This is a genomic window from Amycolatopsis saalfeldensis, from assembly GCF_900110575.1.
In the GTDB taxonomy this organism is placed as follows: Bacteria; Actinomycetota; Actinomycetes; order Mycobacteriales; family Pseudonocardiaceae; genus Amycolatopsis; species Amycolatopsis saalfeldensis.
Genome location: NZ_FOEF01000004.1, coordinates 165233 through 185786, shown reverse-complemented (window position 1 = coordinate 185786; position 20554 = coordinate 165233). Strand labels below are relative to the sequence as shown.

General features: G+C 72.5%; 22 protein-coding genes. 10 read left to right on the top strand and 12 right to left on the bottom strand.

The features are described from left to right. Positions 1 to 38: 38 nt before the first annotated feature. Positions 39 to 2393, bottom strand: coding sequence for an FtsK/SpoIIIE family DNA translocase (locus tag BMY97_RS11685; protein WP_245787273.1), 2355 nt, complete (start codon positions 2391 to 2393; stop codon positions 39 to 41). On the opposite strand from BMY97_RS11685, the gene BMY97_RS48320 reads away from it, so the two are divergent. The 5 genes from BMY97_RS48320 (at position 2383) to BMY97_RS11665 (ending at position 5643) form a co-directional block, all read left to right on the top strand. Continuing rightward, positions 2383 to 2610: a hypothetical protein gene (locus BMY97_RS48320; protein WP_245787272.1), complete on the top strand. Its 228-nt coding sequence runs from the start codon at positions 2383 to 2385 to the stop codon at positions 2608 to 2610. The two genes, BMY97_RS11685 and BMY97_RS48320, sit on opposite strands and share 11 nt — an antisense overlap. A gap of 137 nt (positions 2611 to 2747) precedes the next feature. Continuing rightward, a complete protein-coding gene (locus BMY97_RS11680; protein WP_091616717.1) occupies positions 2748 to 3578 on the top strand; it encodes a lysophospholipid acyltransferase family protein in 831 nt (276 codons plus the stop codon). A 55-nt stretch (positions 3579 to 3633) separates the two neighbouring features. Beyond that, on the top strand, positions 3634 to 4248 hold the full coding sequence (gene wrbA / locus BMY97_RS11675; protein ID WP_091616715.1) for an NAD(P)H:quinone oxidoreductase: 615 nt from the start codon (positions 3634 to 3636) through the stop codon (positions 4246 to 4248). A gap of 41 nt (positions 4249 to 4289) precedes the next feature. Beyond that, positions 4290 to 5237, top strand: coding sequence for an EamA family transporter (locus BMY97_RS11670; RefSeq protein ID WP_091616713.1), 948 nt, complete (start codon positions 4290 to 4292; stop codon positions 5235 to 5237). A 13-nt stretch (positions 5238 to 5250) separates the two neighbouring features. Further along, positions 5251 to 5643, top strand: coding sequence for a RidA family protein (locus tag BMY97_RS11665; RefSeq protein WP_091616710.1), 393 nt, complete (start codon positions 5251 to 5253; stop codon positions 5641 to 5643). Between the two features lie 78 nt (positions 5644 to 5721). Here BMY97_RS11665 and BMY97_RS11660 read toward each other — a convergent pair whose 3' ends face one another. The 6 genes from BMY97_RS11660 to thyX all read right to left on the bottom strand — a co-directional run bounded on the left by BMY97_RS11660 (position 5722) and on the right by thyX (position 12683). Beyond that, positions 5722 to 7419 carry a ribonuclease J gene (locus BMY97_RS11660; protein WP_177231288.1) on the bottom strand — a complete coding sequence of 566 codons (1698 nt, stop codon included), beginning with the start codon at positions 7417 to 7419 and terminating at the stop codon, positions 5722 to 5724. After that, entirely contained in the window at positions 7416 to 8429 is a 1014-nt protein-coding gene (dapA, locus tag BMY97_RS11655) for a 4-hydroxy-tetrahydrodipicolinate synthase (protein WP_091616708.1), read from the bottom strand. The genes BMY97_RS11660 and dapA overlap by 4 nt, the downstream gene beginning before the upstream one ends. 114 nt (positions 8430 to 8543) lie before the next feature. Further along, on the bottom strand, positions 8544 to 10040 hold the full coding sequence (locus tag BMY97_RS11650) for a serine/threonine-protein kinase (protein WP_091616706.1): 1497 nt from the start codon (positions 10038 to 10040) through the stop codon (positions 8544 to 8546). 86 nt (positions 10041 to 10126) lie between these two features. Continuing rightward, on the bottom strand, positions 10127 to 11368 hold the full coding sequence (locus tag BMY97_RS11645; RefSeq protein ID WP_177231287.1) for an Nramp family divalent metal transporter: 1242 nt from the start codon (positions 11366 to 11368) through the stop codon (positions 10127 to 10129). Positions 11369 to 11532: 164 nt separating this feature from the next. Continuing rightward, positions 11533 to 11931, bottom strand: coding sequence for an ACT domain-containing protein (locus BMY97_RS11640; RefSeq protein ID WP_091616704.1), 399 nt, complete (start codon positions 11929 to 11931; stop codon positions 11533 to 11535). Further along, positions 11931 to 12683, bottom strand: a complete 753-nt coding sequence (gene thyX, locus BMY97_RS11635; RefSeq protein ID WP_091616702.1) for an FAD-dependent thymidylate synthase — start codon at positions 12681 to 12683, stop codon at positions 11931 to 11933. Before thyX ends, BMY97_RS11640 begins: the two co-directional genes overlap by 1 nt. 127 nt (positions 12684 to 12810) lie before the next feature. Here thyX and BMY97_RS11630 point away from each other — a divergent pair, with 127 nt between their 5' ends. The 3 genes from BMY97_RS11630 to BMY97_RS11620 all read left to right on the top strand — a co-directional run bounded on the left by BMY97_RS11630 (position 12811) and on the right by BMY97_RS11620 (position 14946). Then, a complete protein-coding gene (locus BMY97_RS11630) occupies positions 12811 to 13323 on the top strand; it encodes a toxin-antitoxin system HicB family antitoxin (RefSeq protein WP_091616700.1) in 513 nt (170 codons plus the stop codon). Between the two features lie 11 nt (positions 13324 to 13334). Continuing rightward, positions 13335 to 14435: a DUF4097 family beta strand repeat-containing protein gene (locus tag BMY97_RS11625; protein WP_245787271.1), complete on the top strand. Its 1101-nt coding sequence runs from the start codon at positions 13335 to 13337 to the stop codon at positions 14433 to 14435. A 205-nt stretch (positions 14436 to 14640) separates the two neighbouring features. After that, positions 14641 to 14946: an ADP-ribosylglycohydrolase family protein gene (locus BMY97_RS11620; RefSeq protein ID WP_245787270.1), complete on the top strand. Its 306-nt coding sequence runs from the start codon at positions 14641 to 14643 to the stop codon at positions 14944 to 14946. A 4-nt stretch (positions 14947 to 14950) separates the two neighbouring features. On the opposite strand, the gene BMY97_RS11615 is transcribed toward BMY97_RS11620, so the two are convergent. Beyond that, on the bottom strand, positions 14951 to 16165 hold the full coding sequence (locus BMY97_RS11615; RefSeq protein WP_091616696.1) for a winged helix-turn-helix domain-containing protein: 1215 nt from the start codon (positions 16163 to 16165) through the stop codon (positions 14951 to 14953). A gap of 62 nt (positions 16166 to 16227) precedes the next feature. On the opposite strand from BMY97_RS11615, the gene BMY97_RS11610 reads away from it, so the two are divergent. Beyond that, positions 16228 to 16782 carry a GNAT family N-acetyltransferase gene (locus tag BMY97_RS11610; RefSeq protein ID WP_091616693.1) on the top strand — a complete coding sequence of 185 codons (555 nt, stop codon included), beginning with the start codon at positions 16228 to 16230 and terminating at the stop codon, positions 16780 to 16782. Here the strand turns inward: BMY97_RS11610 and BMY97_RS11605 are convergent. Further along, complete coding sequence (locus BMY97_RS11605; protein ID WP_091616691.1) at positions 16759 to 17244, bottom strand: GtrA family protein; 486 nt, start codon at positions 17242 to 17244, stop codon at positions 16759 to 16761. The genes BMY97_RS11610 and BMY97_RS11605 overlap by 24 nt on opposite strands. Positions 17245 to 17407: 163 nt before the next feature. Here BMY97_RS11605 and BMY97_RS11600 point away from each other — a divergent pair, with 163 nt between their 5' ends. Further along, entirely contained in the window at positions 17408 to 17929 is a 522-nt protein-coding gene (locus tag BMY97_RS11600) for a YqaA family protein (RefSeq protein ID WP_091616689.1), read from the top strand. Positions 17930 to 17985: 56 nt separating this feature from the next. Here BMY97_RS11600 and BMY97_RS11595 read toward each other — a convergent pair whose 3' ends face one another. From BMY97_RS11595 to BMY97_RS11585, 3 genes are read right to left on the bottom strand one after another with little or no spacing between them, the layout of a single operon-like run. Further along, positions 17986 to 18432, bottom strand: coding sequence for a tetratricopeptide repeat protein (locus tag BMY97_RS11595; RefSeq protein ID WP_091616687.1), 447 nt, complete (start codon positions 18430 to 18432; stop codon positions 17986 to 17988). Continuing rightward, positions 18429 to 19178: a 4-hydroxy-tetrahydrodipicolinate reductase gene (gene dapB, locus BMY97_RS11590; protein WP_091616685.1), complete on the bottom strand. Its 750-nt coding sequence runs from the start codon at positions 19176 to 19178 to the stop codon at positions 18429 to 18431. The genes BMY97_RS11595 and dapB overlap by 4 nt, the downstream gene beginning before the upstream one ends. Continuing rightward, entirely contained in the window at positions 19175 to 20539 is a 1365-nt protein-coding gene (locus BMY97_RS11585; RefSeq protein WP_091616683.1) for a M16 family metallopeptidase, read from the bottom strand. Before BMY97_RS11585 ends, dapB begins: the two co-directional genes overlap by 4 nt. Positions 20540 to 20554: the final 15 nt, after the last annotated feature.

The following is a 20554-nucleotide window of genomic DNA, read 5'->3' as shown; positions in this document are numbered from 1 at the left end:
AACCGCACAGAACGGCCTGAAGGCCATCAGGAGGGGAGTCAGAACTCTTCGTCCTCACCGGCCGGCTCGGGGGCGTCGCCGCCGCGGATCATGAAGAGGACCGACTCCAGTTCTTCCGGCTTGATCAGCACGTCGCGGGCCTTCGAGCCTTCCGAGGGGCCGACGACGCCGCGGCTTTCGAGGAGGTCCATCAGGCGGCCGGCCTTCGCGAAGCCGACGCGGAGCTTGCGCTGCAGCATCGACGTCGAGCCGAACTGGGAGGTGACGATCAGTTCGGCGGCCTGCAGCAGCACGTCGAGGTCGTCGCCGATGTCCGGGTCGATCTCCTTCTTCTCGCCGGCCTTCTGCGCCGTGACGCCGTCCTGGTACTCCGGCTGCGCCTGCTCCTTGGCGTAGTTGACGACGGCGGCGATCTCTTCGTCGCCGACGAACGCGCCCTGGATGCGCACCGGTTTGCCCGCGCCCATCGGCAGGTACAGGGCGTCGCCCATGCCGATCAGCTTCTCCGCGCCCGGCTGGTCGAGGATGACCCGCGAGTCGGTGAGCGAGGACGTGGCGAAGGCCAGCCGTGAGGGCACGTTGGTCTTGATCAGGCCGGTGACGACGTCGACCGACGGCCGCTGGGTCGCCAGCACCAGGTGGATGCCGGCCGCGCGCGCCTTCTGCGTGATCCGGACGATCGCGTCCTCGACGTCACGCGGGGCGGTCATCATCAGGTCGGCCAGCTCGTCGACGATCGCCATGATGTACGGGTACGGCGCGTACACGCGCTCGCTGCCCGGCGGCGCGGTGATCTCGCCGGAGCGGACTTTCTTGTTGTAGTCGTCGATGTGCCGGACCTTGTTGACCTGCATGTCCTGGTACCGCTGCTCCATCTCCTCCACCAGCCAGGCCAGCGCGGCGGCGGCCTTCTTCGGCTGGGTGATGATGGGCGTGATCAGGTGCGGGATGCCCTCGTACGGCGTCAGCTCGACCATCTTCGGGTCGATCAGGATCATCCGGCACTCGTCCGGGGTCGACCGCGCGAGCAGCGACACCAGCATCGAGTTCACGAAGCTGGACTTACCGGAGCCGGTCGAGCCGGCCACCAGCAGGTGGGGCATCTTCGTCAGGTTCGCGGTGACGAAGTGGCCCTCGATGTCCTTGCCCAGCCCGATCACCATCGGGTGGTTGTCCTTGACCGTGGTCGGCGCGCGAAGGACGTCGCCGAGGCGCACCATCTCGCGGTCGGAGTTCGGCACCTCGATGCCGACCGCGGACTTGCCGGGGATCGGCGCCAGCAGCCGGACGTTGTCGGTGGCCACGGCGTACGCGATGTTCTTGGTCAGCGCGGTGATCTTCTCGACCTTGACGCCCGGGCCCAGCTCGACCTCGTACCGGGTGACGGTCGGGCCGCGGGTGAAGCCGGTGACCTGCGCGTCGATGCTGAACTGCTCCAGCACGCCGGTGATCGCCTCGATCATGGCGTCGTTGGCCTTGCTGCGGGACTTCGGCACGTCGCCGAGCTTCAGCAGGTCCGGCGGCGGGAGCTGGTAGTCGCCCTCGACCGTGCGGGTCATCGCCATCGGCGGCTCGGGCGCCTTCTTAGGCTTCTTCTCCGGCACCTCGGCGGCGGGCATCGGCGGCTTGGGCTTCGGCGGGCGCAACGGGGTGGGTGTCTCGGCGAGCGCGGCGTCGAGGTCCAGCTGCTCGCCGTCCTGCTCGCCGCGGCCCTGGCGACGACGCGAAGGCTTGCGCAGCCGCGCGGCTTTCGGGTCGGCTTCGATGACCGCGTCGGCCTCGCGCTCGGCAGCGGCGGCCGCATCGCGCTCGGCCTCGACGTCGGCGAGCTCCTCCTCGTCGAGGCCCCAGGTGCGCAGCCGGTGCGGGATCTCGCGCACCGGCGTGCCGGTGAACACCAGCACGCCGAACAGCAGCGCGAGGATCAGCAACGGCACCGCGACCCAGGTGGTCACGCCCTGGGTGAGCAGCCCGCCGGAGAACCAGCCGATCACGCCGCCGGCGTACATCCGGCCCGCGTTCGTGTCCGGCAGCGCGGTGAAGATGTGCAGCATCCCGAGCACGGACAGCACCACCAGCAGCGTGCCGATGACCATCCGCGGCCGGGTTTCCGGGTCCGGCTCCGAGCGCATCAGCGCGACCGCGACCACGACCAGCACCAGGGGCAGCGTCACCGCGCCCGCGCCGAGCACCGTGCGCGTCGCGACCTCCACGGCGGCGCCGATCGGCCCGGCGGCGCGCCACCACACGCCCACGGCGGCGATGATCGCCAGCGCGATCAGGCCGAGCGCGAGCCCGTCACGACGGTGCTCCGCCTCCAGCTCACGGGTGCGCCCGACCGTGCGGGCCAGCGTGCCGAGGCCCTTGGCCAGCAGGTTCCAGGTGCCGCGCACGCCCCGCCCGAACGCGCCGGAAGAGGAGCGCTTTCGCGAAGCCGGCCTGCGCGCGGAGGACGAAGGCCTGCGGGAGGAAGACGACGGGCGTGAACGTGAGCCGGAGCCCGTCGACCGCGGTTTCGCCGGGGTACGCGAACCACGCGCCGGTGCCTTCCCGCCGCTGCTCGAACTGCTCCGCTTCCTCGTCGCCGACCCAGCCATGCCTCCACGGTAACGGGCCCGGGCCGATAGTCCCATGCGCCACTCTCAGCACAGGCGAAACAATCGCCCCCGGCCCGCGTGCCGGATTCAGGGCCCCTGGTGCCGGAACCACCCCATCGGGGGTACCCGCCGCCATGGCAAACTCTGCGCATGTTCGCGCTGCAGCAGGACGATTCCCCGGCTCCGCGCCGCGCCCCGGCGATCTGGCGGACGATGCTCAACATCGACCGCGGCCTGGTCAACCTGGTCGGCAGGCTGACCGTGTCCGGCTCGATCCCGCCCGCGCTGCGCGGCCGCCCGCTGCTGATGGCGGCGAACCACATCGGCGTGTTCGACGCGTTCGTGCTGATGGCGGCGTGCAAGCGGATCGGCATCAACCCGCGGTTCATGCTGGCCGGGGGCATCCTCGACGCGCCGTTGATCGGCCCGGCGCTGCGCGTCAGCGGGCACCTGCGGGTGGACCGCCAGGTGGCGGCGACCGCGGTCGGGCAGTTCGCCGAGGCCGTGGAGCAGCTGCGCACCACCCGCGAGCCGATCATCGTCTACCCCGAGGGCCGGATCAGCCACGATCCCGGGCTGTGGCCCGAGCGCGGCAAGACCGGCGCCGCGCGGCTCGCGCTGGGTGCGGACGTGCCCGTGATCCCGATCAGCCAGTGGGGCGCGCACGAGGCCGTCTACTGGGGCACCGAGACCGTGAACGGGCCCGCCGACCTGGTGCCGCTGGCCCGTTCGGGGCTGAGCGCGCCACTGCGGCGGCCGCGGTTCAAGGTGCACTTCGGCGACCCCGTCGACCTGTCGGGGGTCGAACCGGAACGGCCGGGCGCGGGTGTGCGCGCGCACGCCAAGATCATGCAGGCCATCACCGACGGCCTGGTGCCGCTGCGCCGCGACGAGCCCGTGCGGCCGCGGTTCACCGACCCGACCCGGCCGACGGACACCGTCAGTCCCTGGAAACCCGGGCAGGCCAAGCCGTCGCGATGACGGCCGTGTTCCGGATCATGGGACCGGGCCGGGGCCTGGCCTAGAGTCGCGAAGCGTGAGTACCCGCATTCTCGTCGTCTACTACAGCGCCACCGGAAACGCCGCCGCGCTCGCGTCCGCACTGGCCGAGGGCGCGCGCGAAACTGGGGCCGAGGTCCGGCTCCGGACGGTGCCGGAGACCGCGCCGCCCGAGGCCGTGGCGAGCAATCCGCGCTGGCAGGCGTGGGTGGACGCCGGCCCGCACCACGAGTACGCGACGCTGGCCGACCTGGAGTGGGCCGAGGGCATCGCGGTCGGCGGCCCGACCCGGTTCGGTGGCCCGCCCGCGCAGCTGAAGTCCTTTCTGGACAGCACCGGTGGCCTGTGGGCGCAGGGAAAGCTGGCCGACAAGGTCGCGACCTCGTTCACCACGGCGTCCACCACGCACGGCGGGCTGGAGGCGACCGTGCTGGCCACGAACAACATCTTCTACCACTGGGGCGCGATCGTGGTGCCGCTCGGCTACGGCGACCCGCACCTGAAGGAGTCCGGCAACCCGTACGGCGGCTCGTTCGTCTCGCGCAAGTCCGCGGCGCCGGACGAGCTGGCGCTGGGCGCATTGCGGCGGCAGGGCAAGCGGCTCGCCACGATCACCACCCACGTGGCCACCGGGCTGAAAGCCCAGCAGTAAATCGGTATCGACGCACCGGAAGACGGCCGTAGGGTCGCGCGGTGACCACCGAACTGGCCGCCGTCGCCCCGCGGCCCCACGTCCCGCACCGCGGGCGCGGCAGTGTCCTGGTGCTGGCTTCGGCGCTGCTGTTCAGCACGTCCGGCATCCTCGGGAAGCCGACCATGCTCGCCGGGCTGACCCCGGAACAGGCGGCGACGCTGCGGATCGGCTTCGCGGGCCTGCTGCTGCTCGCAGGCACGGCGCTGTTCGCCCCGCAGACGCTCAAGGTGCGTCGCGGGGAATGGCCGATGCTGGTCGCGTACGGGCTGCTCGGTGTCGCCGGGACGCAGCTGCTCTACTTCATCGCCGCCTCCCGGATCCCGGTCGGCATCGCGATCCTGCTGGACTTCACCTCGCCGGTGCTGATCGCGCTGTGGGTCCGGTTCGTGCGCCGGACGCGGCTGCCGCGCGCGATGTGGGGCGGGATCGCGCTGGCCATGGCGGGCCTGGCGCTCGTCGCGCAGGTCTGGGAGGGCATCAGCCTCGACACCGTCGGCCTGCTCGCGGGCCTCGGCGCGGGGGTGTGCTCGGCGGGCTACTTCCTGATCGGCGAGCGCGCGGTGGCCGGCCGCGACCCGCTGGGCCTGGTCACCTGGGGCATGGTGATCGGCACCGTGGTCGTGTGCGTGGTCGCGCCGCCGTGGACCGTGCCGTGGCCGCTGCTGGCCGATGCCGTCGCGTTCGGGCCGTGGACGACGCCGCTGTGGCTCCTGGTGGTCGGCGTGGTGCTGCTTTCGACGGTTTTCCCGTACCTGCTGAGCATTTCGGCGCTGCGGCACCTGCCCGCCCCGGTGGCGAGCGTGCTGGGACTGGCCGAACCGGTGCTCGCGACGGTCCTCGCCTGGGCACTGCTGGGCGAAGCCCTGACCTGGCCCCAGGCCCTGGGCGCGGCGATCCTGCTCGGCGGCGCCTTGCTGGTGCAGGCCAATTCGAAGACAGTCACCTGAAGGGGAAAACGCCATGATCGAACGCTTCGAACGGCCGCCGGGCCTGGGCCCGGTCAACGGCTACAGCCACGCCGTGGCCGGGGCCGGCCGTCTGGTGGCGGTTTCGGGACAGCTCCCGGTCGACGCCGACGGGTCCATTGTGGACTCCTCCGACGGCCTCGCCCAGGCCCGGCAGGTGTTCGCCAACCTGGGCACCGCGCTGCGGGCCGCCGGCGCCGCGCCGCGGGATCTCCTGCGCCTGACCTACTTCCTCACCGACCTCGCGGACCTCGGCGCCGTCCGGACCGCACGCGACGAGTTCCTCGCCGGCGGCCCACTCCCGGCGAGTTCGCTGGTACAGGTCGCCGGGCTGGTCCTCCCGGGGGCGCGCGTCGAGATCGACGCACTCGCGATCACCCAGGCATGACCCCACGCCGCCTGTAACGGAAAACGCGGAACGCCGCCGTCCACAAGGGATCGGCGGCGTTCCGGGTGGATCGGGTGCTCAGACCGGGATGACCGTGGGCACGATCATCGGGCGGCGGCGGTAGGTGTCGGCCACCCAGCGGCCCACCACCCGGCGCACCGCCTGCGCGATGCGGTGGGTGTCGGTGATGCCCTCGGCCTCGGTGCGCGCCAGCTCCATCTCCACCAGCGGCACGACGGCGTCGAGCGCCTTCGGGTCGTCGGAGAAGCCGCGGCCCGACACCGTCGGGCTGCTGACCGCGCGGCCCGTGCTGGAGTCGACGGCGACGCTGATCGAGATGAAGCCGCCCTCGCCCAGCACCAGACGGTCGGACAGGGTCGACTCGCCGACGTCGCCGACCGAGAGGCCGTCCACGTACACGTGACCGACCTCGACGCGGCCGGTGCGGGAGGCCTTGCCGTCGACCAGGTCCACGACCACGCCGTCCTCGGCGATCACCACGTTCTCCGGCGCGACGCCGGTGCGGATGGCCAGCTCGCCGTTGGCGCGCAGGTGCTTCCACTCGCCGTGCACCGGCATCACGTTGCTCGGGCGCACCGCGTTGTACAGGTACAGCAGCTCGCCCGCGGACGCGTGCCCGGAGACGTGCACCTTGGCGTTGCCCTGGTGCACGACGTTCGCGCCGAGCCGGGTCAGGCCGTTGACCACGCCGAACACCGCGGTCTCGTTGCCCGGGATCATCGAGCTGGCCAGCACCACGGTGTCGCCGGAGCGGATCGAGATCTGCCGGTGCTCGCCGCGCGCCATGCGCGAGAGCGCCGAGAGCGGCTCGCCCTGCGACCCGGTCGAAACGAACAGGACCTTGCTCTCCGGCAGCGTGCTCGCCTGGTCGAGGTCCACGAGCAGGCCCTCGGGCACCTCCAGCAGGCCGAGGTCGGCCGCGATGCCCATGTTCCGGACCATCGAGCGGCCCACGAACGCGACGCGACGGCCGTGCCGCACCGCGGCCGCGAGCACCTGCTGCACGCGGTGCACGTGGCTGGCGAAGCAGGCGACGATCACGCGCTGGTCCACGCGGCGGATCACGTCGTCGAGCACCGGGCCGATGTCGCGCTCCGGCATGACGAACCCGGGCACCTCGGCGTTGGTCGAGTCGACGCAGAACAGGTCCACGCCCTCGTCGCCGAGCCGGGAGAAGCCGGCCAGGTCGGTCAGCCTGCCGTCCAGCGGCAGCTGGTCGAGCTTGATGTCACCGGTGTGCAGGACCACGCCCGCCGGGGTGCGGATGGCGACCGCCAGCGCGTCCGGGATCGAGTGGTTGACGGCGAAGAACTCGAGGTCGAACGCGCCGACCTTGCGCCGCTCGCCCTCGCGCACCTCGATCAGCTTCGGCCGCTGGCGGTGCTCCTTGGCCTTGGCCGCGAGCAGCGCGTTGGTGAAGCGCGAGCCGTAGATCGGCAGGTCCGGCCGCAGCCGCAGCAGGAACGGGACGGCGCCGATGTGGTCCTCGTGCCCGTGCGTGAGCACCAGGCCGTCGATGTCCTCGAGCCGGTCCTCGATCGCCCGGAAGTCCGGCAGGATCAGGTCGACGCCGGGCTGGGTGTCCTCGGGGAACAGGACGCCGCAGTCGACGATCAGCAGCCTGCCGTCGTACTCGAAGACGGTCATGTTGCGCCCGACTTCGCCGATGCCGCCCAGCGCGACCACGCGCAGGGCCCCTTCGGGCAGTTTGGGCGGGAGGTTCGTGGGGCCGGGGCCGGGGGGAAGTGAGCTCACCGGGGCAGGGTCCCAACGCTGGTGTGTGAAGTGGGGGCGACGTAGGCCGCCTGGGAATCTGCTTGTGCCACCCGTGCACCATGCCAGTCCGGGGCCGCCGTGTCGCCCAGCGGCACGCCGCCCTGGGCAAGATCGGCGGCGATCAGCTGCAGCTGCTCCTCGGTCGCGGGCACGATCGGCAGCCGCGGGTCGCCGATGCCGAAGCCCCGCAGCCCCAGCGCCGCCTTGGCGAAGGTGACCCCGCCGACCCGTGAAAACGCCCGCAGCACGGGCAGCATGCCGCGGTGGTTGGTGCGCGCGGTGGAGGTGTCGCCGTTCTCGTAGGCGTCGATCATCGCGCGGATCCGGCCTGCCACCACGTGGCCGATCACACTGACCACGCCCGCGCCGCCGATCGCGATCCACGGCAGGTTGAGGCCGTCGTCGCCGGAGTAGTAGGCGAGCTGGCTGTTCGCGATCACCTCGGAGCCGGCGATCAGGTCGCCCTTGGCGTCCTTCACCGCGAGGATCCGCGGGTGCTCGGCCAGCCGCAGCAGGGTGTCGACCTCGATCGGCACGATCGAGCGCGGCGGGATGTCGTAGAGCATCACCGGCAGCTCGGTGGCGTCCGCGACCGCGGTGAAGTGCGCGAACAGCCCGGCCTGGCTGGGCCGCGAGTAGTACGGCGTGACCACGAGCAGGCCGTGGGCGCCCGCCTCGGCGGCGGCGCGGGCCTGCTCGATGCTGTGCGCGGTGTTGTTCGTGCCGGCGCCCGTCACCACGGTGGCGCGGTCGCCGACCGCCTCGACGACGGCGCGGACCAGCGTGGTCTTCTCCTCGTCGCTGGTGGTCGGGCTTTCGCCGGTGGTGCCGTTCAGGACCAGGCCGTCGTTGCCCAGCTCCACGAGGTGCTCGGCGAGCTCCTGGGCTCGCTTGACGTCCAGCGCCCCTTCCCGGTCGAAGGGGGTGGCCATCGCGGTGAGCACACGCCCGAACGGCCGTCCGGGCGCTGCGGTAGGTGGAGTGGACATGGTGATGACGGTACCTCCTCAAGGGAGTCAACCCCGTCCCGACCTGGTGCAGCGCCGGGAAGTGCGGAGATTTTCCTCCCCCGGCGCGCGGGTGCCGGAACTCTTCGCGCGGCGCTACTTGACCTTGGTGGTGATCTGCGCCGGGATCTGCCCGTTGCCGGCCCGGGCGAGCACGCAGTGGAACTCGCGGCTCGGGCTGTCGCTCGATTTCTCCGGGGTCAGGTTCCACTCGCGCTCGGTCGGCACCAGGGCCCGGTAGGTGAGCCCGGCGCGCTGCGGCGCGGGCACCACCGAGGAGGTGAACGACGTCGCGCAGCGCGCCTCGGCGGCCCGGCTGATCGCGTCGAGCCCGGGGTACGCGGCGACCTGGGCGTCGTCGCTGCTGTAGCTCTCGACGGGCAGGGCGTCGGCGCTGTCGTAGACCTCGAGGGTGTGGCTCTTCTTGCACTCGACGTTGTTGTCGTCGCCGATCACGATCCCCGGCTGGACCACGGCGTTGTAGCAGGGCTGGTAGTTGTCCAGCGCCGTCTTGAGGTAGCCGTCCGGGCCGTAGGTGACGGTGGGCAGCATCTGCGGGTCGGTCTTGGGCGACCACACCGGTTTGCCGAGGAAGAACCCGCCGGCCAGGGCGGCGACGACCAGGACCGCGGCGGCGCCCAGCCACCAGCCGCGCCTGCCGCGCTTCGGCGGCTGCGGCGCCACGCGGGTCATCGGCTGGGCGCCCGGGTGCGGCATCGTCACGCTGCCGGGCGCCGGGGTCGGCGACTGGCCGGCGGCGGTGGCCAGCAGCGCGCGGGCCTGCGGGGCGGTCAGCCGGGCCTCGGGCTTGGCCACCAGCAGGCCGAGCACCGCCGCCGCGAGCGGGCCGCGGCCCCGGGTGAGGTACGGGACCTCGGTCATGATCGCGTGCAGGGTCGCCGCCGTGGTCGGCCGTTCGAACGCGACCATCCCCTCCACGGCGAAGAACAGCGTCGCGCCGAGCGACCACAGGTCCGACTCCGGCATGGCCTCGCGGCCCTCGACCCGTTCCGGGGCCATGAAAGCCGGCGAGCCGACGATCGTTCCCGAGGTGGTCAGCCGCGGGTCGTCGATGGCGTGCGCGATGCCGAAGTCGGTGAGCTTCACGCGGCCGTCCGGCGCGACCATGATGTTCGCGGGCTTGACGTCGCGGTGCACGATCCCGGCGGAGTGCGCGGCCTGCAGCGCCGCGAGCACGCGGTCCCCGATCGCCGCGGCCTGCGCCGCCGGCAGCGGGCCCTGGCCGCGCACCAGGTCGGCCAGCGTCGGGGCCTCCACCAGCTCCATCACGATCCAGGTGGTGCCGCCGTCGGTGACCACGTCGAACACCGTGACCACGGCCGGGTCGTTGAGCCGGCCGCCGGTGCGCACCTCGCGCAGCACCCGTTCGGAGAACACGGCGGAGCCCTCGCTGTCGGGCAGCCGCAGTTCCTTGATCGCGACCGGACGGCCGATCACCTGGTCCTGCGCCCGCCACACCACGCCCATGCCGCCGCGGCCGAGCTCGCCGAGCAGCCGGTAGCGGCCGGCGACCACCCGCGCTCCGGAAGCCGGGCCGGTCGGGTCGTGCGGGCGCGTCTGTTCGTCGGTCACTGCGGTGGTGCTCCTCGGTCCGGGGTCGCGCGGATGGTAGTCCGACCCGCCGGCCGCGCTCCCGGTTCCGCCGTGTTCGCCCGGTTTCAGCCCGTGAACGTGAGGTAGATCAGCACCACGTTCAGCACGATGATCACCGCCGCGACCAGCCAGGCCGCCACCGCGGTCGGGCGCCGGTTCACCTCCGCGCCCATCAGCGCGGGGTCCGAGGTCAGCCGGATCAGCGGCACGAGCGCGAACGGGATGCCGAACGAGAGCACCACCTGCGAGACCACCAGCGCCGCGCTCGGGTCGGCGCCCAGCCCGAGCACGACGATCGCCGGGGCGAGCGTGACCAGGCGGCGCAGCAGGATCGGGAATCGCTTGCGCAGCAAGCCTTCCATGATCATCGCGCCGGCGTAGGCACCCACCGAGGTGGACGCGAGCCCGGAAGCGAGCAGCCCGATCGCGAACAGCAGCGCGATGCCGGGGCCCAGCGCTGTCGCGACGGCGCCGTGCGCGCCCTCGATCGAGTCGACGCCGGTCCGGCCCTGCAGGTTGGTCGCGGCGAGCAGCAGCATGCCGAGATTCACCGCGCCGGCCAGCAGCATCGCCAGCCCGACGTCGACGCGCGTCGCGCGCAGCAGCCGCTGCCGCTGCTCGGGCCCGGCCGCCCCGTGCCGGTCGCGGACCAGGCCGGAGTGCAGGTAGACCGCGTGCGGCATCACGGTGGCGCCGAGCATCGCGGCGGCGATCAGCACGCTGCCGGACCCCTCGAAGCGCGGCAGCAGGCCGCCCGCGACGCCGGACGCCGAAGGCGGCGCCACGAACAGGCTGGCCAGGAACCCGATGGCGATCACCGCGAGCAGCCCCGTGACGACCCGTTCGAAGGTCCGCTGGCCGCCCCGGTCCTGGACCGCCAGCAGGACCAGCGAAACCGCGCCGGTGATCAGCCCGCCGACGACCAGCGGCAGGCCGAACAGCAGGTTGAGCGCGATCGCGCCGCCCACCACCTCGGCCAGGTCGGTGGCGACCGCGACCACCTCGGCCTGCGCCCAGTAGGCCAGCCGCGCCGACCGGGGCATCCGCTCGCGCAGCACCTCGGGCAGCGAGCGGCCGGTGACCAGGCCGAGCTTCGCCGACAGGTACTGGACCAGCACGGCCATCAGGTTGGCCGCGACGATCACCCACACCAGCAGGTAGCCGAACCGGGCGCCCGCGCTGATGTTGGACGCGACGTTGCCGGGGTCGACGTAGGCGATGGACGCGACGAACGCGGGGCCCAGCAGCGCCGACCCCGCCCGCAACCGGGCCAGCCGGCGCGGCCGCGCCGCTTCCGCCACCGCCATCACGTCCCCCTCGCCGACTGTCGGGTTCCCTAAATTGAAGTTTAGGCGTGCCGAACTTTGCGAAGCAAGGGTGTTGTCGGCCACTGCGCCGGCCAGAACGGTTCGCTGCGACGACGAAGGCCCCTCGCCCGAGGGTGGACGAAGGGCCTTCACCGACGGATGCGCTACGCGGGCAGCGCGACCTCGTGACCGCTGTCGCGGAACGCCTTCACAGCGAGTTCGAGCTCGGCCGAGCGCACCAAGATGTGATCGGTGTCGAAAGTGGACAGTGAGAACAGGGCGACACCGGCCGCGGCCAGTTCCGAGGCCAGCGCCGAGATCACGCCGGTGAGCGTGAACTCCAGCGGGCCGCGGACGCTCATCAGCCGCCAGCCGTGCTCGACCACCCCACCCTCGGGCTCCCGGCCGGTCGGGCAGATCACCGAAAGCTCTTCCGGGGTGCGGGTGACCGAGACGAGCGCCGGCTCGCCGGGCACCAGCAGCTCGGCCGGCACCGGCGCGTCGGCGGGCAGCCGCACCACCGAGTAGTCCCCCGGCCGGACGTCGATCGCGAGGCGTTTCATCAGCCTTCGAGGACCTTCGGGCTGGACGCGACTTCAGTGCCGTCGGGCAGCGTGGAAATGGTGAAGTCGGCGAACACGTTGGCCGCGGCCTTCTGCAGCTCACGCAGGCAGTCGATGGCCAGCGCGCGGATCTCGACGTCGGCGTGCTCGGTCGCGCGCATGGCGACGAAGTGCCGCCAGGCGCGGTAGTTGCCGCTGACGACGATGCGGGTCTCGGTGGCGTTCGGCAGCACCGCGCGGGCGGCCTGACGGGCCTGCTTGCGGCGCAGCGTGGCGCTCGGCGCGTCGGAGAACTTGTCCTCCAGGCCGGCCAGCAGCTCGGTGTAGGCGTCGACACTGGCCTGCGCGGCCTTGAGGAACTTCTCGTGCAGCTCCGGGTCGTTCGCGATCACCTCCGGCTCCACGAACGCGGCGTTCTTCTCCGGCACGTACCGCTGCGAAAGCTGCGAGTACGAGAAGTGCCGGTGCCGGATCAGCTCGTGGGTGAGCGAGCGCGAGATGCCGGTGATGTAGAAGCTCACCGAACCGTGCTCCAGCACCGAAAGGTGCCCCACCTCGATGATGTGGTCGATGTAGCCGGCGTTGGTCGCCGTCTTCGGGTTCGGCTTCTTCCACGACTGGTAACAGGCGCGCCCGGCGAACTCGGCCAGCGCCTGGCCGCCGTCGGCGTCGGTCGACCACGGCACGTCCTCCGGCGGGAAGAACTCCGTCTTCGCGATCAGCTGCACCCTCGGCGACACGGTCTCGGCCACGTCAGCACTCCCTCTCCTCTGCGACTCCGAACGGCAGCGTAACCGGGACCCCCGACAGTCCCGGTATGACACCGCGTGGTGTCATGAGTTTCTTGACTGACGCCACAGATGACGTCATAGTGGTGTCATGGACCTGACGCCGTACATCGCGAACCTTCGCGAAGACCTCGCGAACACGGCCTCCGCCGGGGACGAGCAGACCCGGCGTGCGGCCGCCCTGCTTTCGGCCGCGCTCGAACCCGCGGTCCGGCTGACGCTGATGAACGCGCTGGCCGACCTGGCCGCGGAGGTGACCGCCGCCCTGCCCGGCCAGGTGGTGGACGTCCGCCTCGACGGCCGCGACGTCCGCGTGGTCGTCACCGGGGGCGCCGAGGAGGCCCCGCCGCCGGAGCGCCCGCAGACGCCGCCGCCGCTGGACGGCGGTGACATCACGCGCATCACGCTCCGGCTGGTCGAGCAGATCAAGGGCCAGGCCGAGCAGGCCGCGGCCGCGCAGGGCGTGTCGCTGAACACGTTCGTCGCGCAGGCCGTGCAGGGGGCGCTCGGCCAGGCCCAGCAGCAGCACCACCAGCGCCACGGGCAGTGGCGCCAGGGCAGCAGCCGCACCGAGACCAAGCTGCACGGCTGGGTCGAGGGCTAGGAGGGGAATTCATGAGCGACGAGAACGAGGACACCACCTCGGCGGGCACCACGTCCGCCGCCGAGGCTGCCGCCGGAGCCGACGCCGGGTCCAGCCAGGGAGCCGAGGCTGCCGCCGGAGCCGACGCGGAGCCCGTTGCCGAGACTGCCGCAGGAGCCGCCACCGAAACCGGCGCGGCGCCTGCTGCCGAGCCCGCCACGGAATCGGGCCGTCCGGTGGGCGAGTCCACCGGCACCGCGCGGACGCAGGAGTTCGACGCGGACGGGCCGCTGGAGCTGGACGTCGGCGTCACGATCGGGCGGGTGGAGCTGGTGCTCGACCGCGAGTCGGGCGCGAGCGTCGAGCTGCGGCACGACGCGGGCGAGCAGCCGCCGTGGGTCAGCGGGGTGTCGAACCTGCTGTCGTGGGTCGGTGAGCGGTTCGGCGACCAGCTGGGCGTCGACCCGAGCGGCTCGGCCGCCGATGCCGTGCAGCAGTCGCGCATCGAGAAGACGGGCAACCGGCTCGTGGTGCGGGCCCCGAAGGCGTGGCAGCTGCGCAACGTGCCGCTGTCGGTCAAGGTGCACGCGCCGTCCGGGTCGCATGTGGAGGTCCGCGCGGGGGCGGCGGACGTCACGGTGACCGGCTCCGCGGGCCGCGCCGACATCCTCACCGGCTCCGGCGAGGTCGTGCTGGAGCGGGCCGACGGCTCGGCGATCGTGCGCACCGGCACCGGCGGCGTGAAGCTCGGCCCGACCCTCGCGGGGCTGCAGCTGCGCACCGGCAGCGGCTCGGTGGAGGCGTCGTCGGTGGCGGGGTCGGCGACCCTGGCCACGGGCACGGGTGACGTCTGGCTGGGCGCGGTCGCGGGCGAGGTCATGGCCCGCACCGGCAGCGGCGACCTGTCCGTCGCCGAGGCGGCGTCCGGCTCGCTCGAGCTGATCACCGGCTCGGGCGAGGTCCGGGTCGGCATCCGCGGCGGCGTCGCGGCCGAGGTGGAGCTGGCGTCGGCCGCGGGCCGGGTGTCCAGCGAGCTGGAGGTCTCCGACGTGCCACCCGAAGCGGGCGTGGCCTTGCGCGTCCGCGCGCGCACCGGCACGGGCAACGCGGTAGTCACCCGCGCGGCCGGCTGAAAGGGGGAGGCGGCGGGCCGGACCGGTCAGGGGGTGACCGGTCCGGCCCGCCGCTTCGTGCGTTCATTGTGTTGCGGGGTAAAGGTTTATCGCCTCGCTTGAGGAAAGCGGCGGGCCGGGACGGTTCGCGCCGCGGGAGGTTCTGCCAGGATCAGTGCCCCGGAACGAGGGGGATCCGACGCGGCAGACAGCAATCACCGATCTGGTGACCGACGCGGTGATCACGGACGAAACCCAGCTGTCGCTGTTCACCGCGGAGGACTTTCGCAACGAGTACGCGTTCCGGCTCGCCGCCAACTGCGCCCAGCTCACCCACGGCCACCCGACGGGTTACTACGCGGCAGGTGCCTTAGCCGCCGTGATCACGCACCTCGTCGCGGGCGAATCACTGGAAACCGCGGCGCCGCAGGCGATGCGGGAACTCGCCGGGCATCCCGGCCACGAGGAGACGACCGAAGCCCTGCGCCGCACCTGCTCGGCGCCCAGCACGGCGACGTCAATCGGCAGCTGAAACGTCAGCCGACGTCCTTCTTCACCGCCGAGGCCAGGTCACCCCGCTTCCCCACCACAACACCGTCCAGCCCGAGCCAGGAAGCCATGTGCGCCAGCTCCCCCGCCAGCTCGGCGGCGACCCGGCGCTGGTCGACGGCCGGCTCGGCGAAAGCGCCCTGCACGCGCAAAACCCCGGCCGCACGGTCGGATTTCAGGTCGACGCGGGCGGACAGCGCGCCGTCGAGCAGGAACGGGAACACGTAATAGCCGTGGACGCGCTTGGGCTCCGGGACGTAGATCTCGATGCGGTAGCGGAAGCCGAACAGCCGCTCGGTGCGGTCGCGCTCCCAGATCAGCGGGTCGAACGGGCACAGCAGCGCGCGGCCCGTGACCGAACGCGGGGTGCGCGCTTCGCTGTGCCGGTACGCCACCGCGCGCCATCCCTGCACCTGCACCGGCTCCAGCGTGCCCGCCTCGACCAGCTCCGCGACGGCCTGACGCGCCACCTCCGGGCCCAGCCGGTAGTAGTCCCGCAGATCGGTTTCCGTGCCGACGCCCAGCGCGCGGGCCGAGCGGTCGATGAGGCCCCGTGCGCCCTCGTCCGCGCTCACCCGCCGGGACAGGATCTCCGGCGGCACCACCCGCTCGGTCAGGTCGTACAGCCGCTCGAACGAACGCCGCGTGCCCGTGGTCAGCTGCCCGAGCCCGAACAGGTACTCGCACGCCTTCTTCACCACCGAGCGCTCCCACCACGCGCCCGGGCCACGGCCGGCGACCTCGGCCTCCAGAGCCTTCTCGATCCCGCCCGCGCCGATCGGCCCCTGCTCCTTGACCACGGCCAGCACGTCTTCCAGCAGCCCGGGCACGGTCTCGACCACGCGCGTGTAGTTCCGCCACCAGCCGTCGCGCTTCGCGCCGGACCGCAGCAGCGGCCAGTCCTCCATCGGGAGCAGGCTCGCCTCGTGCGCCCACGACTCGACCAGCAGCCGCGGACGGCGCGCGCTGTGCGACCACGCCGCATCGTCCACCAGCGCCGGCTCGTACGCGCCCAGGCGCGAGAACACGGGCATGTAGTGCGCGCGCACGGCGACGTTCACGGAGTCCAGCTGCAGCAGCTGGACCCGCGACAGCACCTTGGCCAGGTGCCGGCGGGTGGGGGCCGTGGCGGGGCGGGGGTCGGCGAACCCCTGTGCGGCCAGCGCCGTGCGGCGGGCCACCGGAAGGCTGATCGTCTGCATGATCCCGCCATGGTGCCAGCCACCCCCGACAGTTTCGGGCGGGCGCCGGGTAGATTGCCCGCGTGAGTGCCGCCGAAGTCCGTCCCGCGACCCCTTCCGACGCCGCCGAGATCGCCCGGATCCAGCGGCTGACCTGGCGGGCCGCCTACACCGACCTGCTGGGCGCCGAGGCCATCGACGAACTCGACGCCGCCGACCTCGAAGGCACCTGGGCCGAGACGATCGAGTTCCCCGGTTCGCTCGTCTACCTGGCCACCGAGGGCGAGTTCACCGTCGGCTACTGCGTGGCCGGACCGGCGCCCGAGGAGGAGGCCGCAGCCGCGGACGGCAGCGCGCCCGAGGACGCCACCGGGCTCATCGCGGCGCTGGTCGTGGAGCCGCGCTGGGGCCGCCGCGGGCACGCCGGGCGCCTGCTCGGCACGGCCGCCGGCGGGCTGCGCGAGGCGGGCCTGGACCGCGGCATCACCTGGGTCGCGCAGTCCGACCACGCCACCCTCGGCTTCTACCGCCGCACCGGATGGAACCCCGACGGCACCGTCCGCACCCTCGACACCGGCCGCGGCATGCTGCGCGAGGTCCGGCTCACCGGCACGCTACGGCTGGAGCTCGCGCACTGACTGCTCGCGCGGGGCGAACACCACCCAGCGCAGCACGCAGTACATGAACACGCCCTCGCAGGCGCCCGCGACCAGCCGCGCCAGGTGGTACTCGACCCCCAGCGCGCTCAGCCCGGCCCCCACGCCGAGCAGGAACGCCGCGTAGTTGACGCCGATCGCCACGACGTAGAGCACCGCCTGCCGTCCCACCGGCGCGTGCGAACGGAAGTTCAGCGCGCGGTTCAGCACGAAGCTCAGCCCGAACGCCACGACGTACGACAGGCTGATGGCCAGCCAGACCGGCCAGCCCAGCCCGCCGTGCAGCAGCGTCAGCAGAAGCAGGTCCACGCCGAAAGTGCAGCCGTTGATCACGGCGAAGCCGAGGAAGCTCGGGGCCACGATCCGGGACAGGCCGAACGGCAGCACCCGCACGACCGCCGCGCAGGCACCGGCGAAGCGATCGGCGAAAGACGCGTCGGTCACCTGGCCAGACTGGCAGCGGCAGGTGGCCGGAAAACGACGTCCACGTGATCTTCTGGTGGCCGCCCCCGGCCGAAGAGGGGGGTTAACCCCCGTGACCTTTTCGTGACGCCTGCTAGCTTGGAATGACCGGAATCACCCGGAATCGCGGACGGGGGGAGGCACGATGGGCTGGCTGCTGATCACTTTCGGCGTCGCGTTCGGCTCGGCCATCGTGCCGCTGGTGAACGCCGAGCTGTTCGTCGTGGGCCTGTGCGCGAGCCAGCACAACCCGCACTGGCTGTGGCTGGGCGCGGCCGTGGCGGTCGGCCAGATCGCCGGGAAGCTGCTGTACTTCCTCGCCGCGCGCGGCAGCATCAAGCTGCCGCAGTTCCTCCACGATCGGCTGCACCGGGTCCGCGAGCGGCCGCCGAGCGAGCGCCGGGAGCGCTGGCGCCGGCGGACGAAGGTGCTGCGCGGCAAGGTCGAAGCCCTGCGTGAGCGCTGCCAGCGGCACCCGAACTGGATGGCGGGCACGTACGGGGTCAGCTCGCTGGTCGGGCTGCCGCCGTTCATGGCCACCAGCGTGCTGGCCGGGATGGTGCGGATGCGGATGAGCACGTTCCTCGCCGCCGGGCTGGCCGGGCGCTGGGTGCGGTTCAGCCTGCTCGCCGCGTCACCCGCGCTGTTCGCCGGCTGGCTGCACTGACCCGGCACGGATCGGCGGTCAGGACAACCCCTAATTCGCGCCGACCCCTGTTTTTGTCAGCGGTCGGCGGCTTCCAGGTCGACGGCTTTGCGCATGGTCGCGCGGGCCCGCCGCCGGTCGCCCGCGATGTCGTAGGCGTAGGCGAGGCGGTACCAGGCCCGCCAGTCGCCGGAGTTCTCCTCGACCTCCGCGCGACGGCCCTCGAACCAGGCGTCGGCGGCGTCGCGGTCGACCCGGCCGGACGGGCGGCGCGGCAGGTCGGACACGTCGGGCAGGCCGCCCTCCGCGTCCAGCCGCCGCGAAAGGCGCTGGATCTGGACGCCGGAGCGCCAAGTGGCCACGACGATCCACACGCCGAGCAGCGGCAGCAGGAACACCCCGACGCCGAGCGCGATGCCCGCCGCCGACCCGGTGGCGAACAACGCCACCGCCCGGTCGGCCAGCAGCACCAGGTACACCACCAGCGCCGCGGTCAGCAGCAGCGCGACGTTGCGGGCCCTCACAGGTCGAGCACGTTCTCCAGGCCGACCGTCAGGCCGGGCCGCGAAACCACGGAGCGCACGCCGAGCAGCACCCCGGGCATGAACGAGGTCCGGTCGAGCGAGTCGTGCCGGATGGTCAGGGTCTCCCCCACGCCGCCGAACAGGATCTCCTCGTGCGCCACCAGCCCGGGCAGCCGGACCGAGTGCACCGGCACGTCCTCGATCAGCGCGCCGCGGGCACCGTCGAGCCCGGACGTCGTCGCGTCCGGTCCCGGCTCGAGCCCGGCGGCCTTGCGCGCGGCGCCGATCATCCGCGCAGTGTGCGAAGCGGTGCCGGACGGCGCGTCGGCCTTGCGGTTGTGGTGCAGCTCGATGATCTCCGCGGACTGGTAGAACTTCGCCGCCTGGGCCGCGAAGCGCATCGCCAGCACCGCGCCGAGCGCGAAGTTCGGCGCGATCAGCACCCCGAGCGACGGCTTCGGCGCCAGCAGCGAACGCAGGGTCGCCAGCCGCTCCTCGCTGAAGCCGGTGGTGCCGACCACGGCGTGCAAATCGTGCTCCACCAAGTACTTCAGGTTGTCCATGACCCCGTCGGGATGGGTGAAGTCCACGACCACCTGCGCGGCGGACAGCGGCGCGAAGTCGTCGCCCGCGTCGAGCGCGGCCACCACTTCCAGGCCGGGCGCCCCTTCGACGGCGTCCACCACCGTCTGGCCCATGCGGCCGCGCGCGCCCAGCACGCCGACGCGGATCGGGGACTCGGTCATGACGCGATCACCTCGTGCAGGTCGTCCGGCAGGTCGTCGGCGTGAGCGTACGGCCCCACCACCGCGGCGGCCGACACGCCACCGGGGCGGCGCAGCAGAGTGCGAGCCAGCGCACACACCTCTTCGGTGGTGACCGCGTCGATCCGCGCGACCGTGGCGTCCACGCCGAGGTACTGCCCGTAGTTCAGCTCGTTCTTGCCGATGCGCGACATGCGCGAAGCCGTGTCCTCCAGGCCCAGCACCAGCCCGCCGCGCAGCTGGCCCTTGGCCCGCGCCACCTCGGCCTCGCCGAGCCCGTCGGCCGCGACCTGGTCGAGCACCTCGCGGATCACGCCCGCGACCTCGCCCAGCTTCTCCGGCTGGCAGCCCGCGTACACGGCCATGTGCCCGGTGTCGGCGTAGCTCGCGACCGAGGAGTACACCTGGTACGCCAGCCCGCGCCGTTCGCGGATCTCCTGGAACAGCCGTGAGCTCATGCCGCCGCCGAGCGCCGCGTTGAGCACCGACAGCGCGAACCGCCGCTCGTCGTGGCGCGACAACGACTTCAGGCCCAGCATCACGTGCGCCTGCTCGGTGTCGTCGGTGTGCAGCGCCAGCTTCGGCACGGTGAGGACGCGGGCCCGCCCGGCCCGCGGCGGCACCGGGGTGCCCGCGCCGTTCAGCCGGTCGCGCAACGCCTTGCGCACCAAGCGAAGCACCTGGCTGTGCTCGACGTTGCCCGCCACCGCCAGCACCATCCGCCCCGTCGTGTACCGGCGTTTGTAGAACCCGCGCAGCGCGGCCGGGGACATGTCGGTGATGGACTGCTCGGTGCCCAGCACCGGACGGCCCAGCGAGTGCTCGCCGAGGATCGCGCCGACGAACGTCTCGTGCAGCAGGTCCTCGGGGTCGTCGTCGCGCATGGAGATCTCTTCGAGCACCACGCTGCGCTCGGTGTCCATGTCGCGGTCGGTGCAGAGCGCCTCGAAGACGACGTCGGTGACCAGGTCCATGGCCAGCGGCAGGTCCGCGTCGAGCACCTGCGCGTAGTAGCAGGTGTGCTCCTTGGCGGTGAACGCGTTGAACTCGCCGCCGACGGCGTCGATCTCCTCGGCGATCTGCGTCGCGTCGCGGTTGGCCGTGCCCTTGAACAGCAGGTGCTCCAGGTAGTGCGCGGCCCCGGCGACGGCCGGCGGCTCGTCGCGCGAGCCCACGCCCACCCACAGCCCGACCGTGGCCGAGCGCGAGGCCGGGACGTGCTCGGTGATCACCCGCAGCCCGCCGGGGAGCACGCTCCGCCTGACCACCGCACCGTCCGAAGTGGACTCGAGCGTGCGGGTGCTGCCGACGGGCTGCTCGTGCCCGGAAACCTGCCGTGCCATGGGTTCCTTACTCAC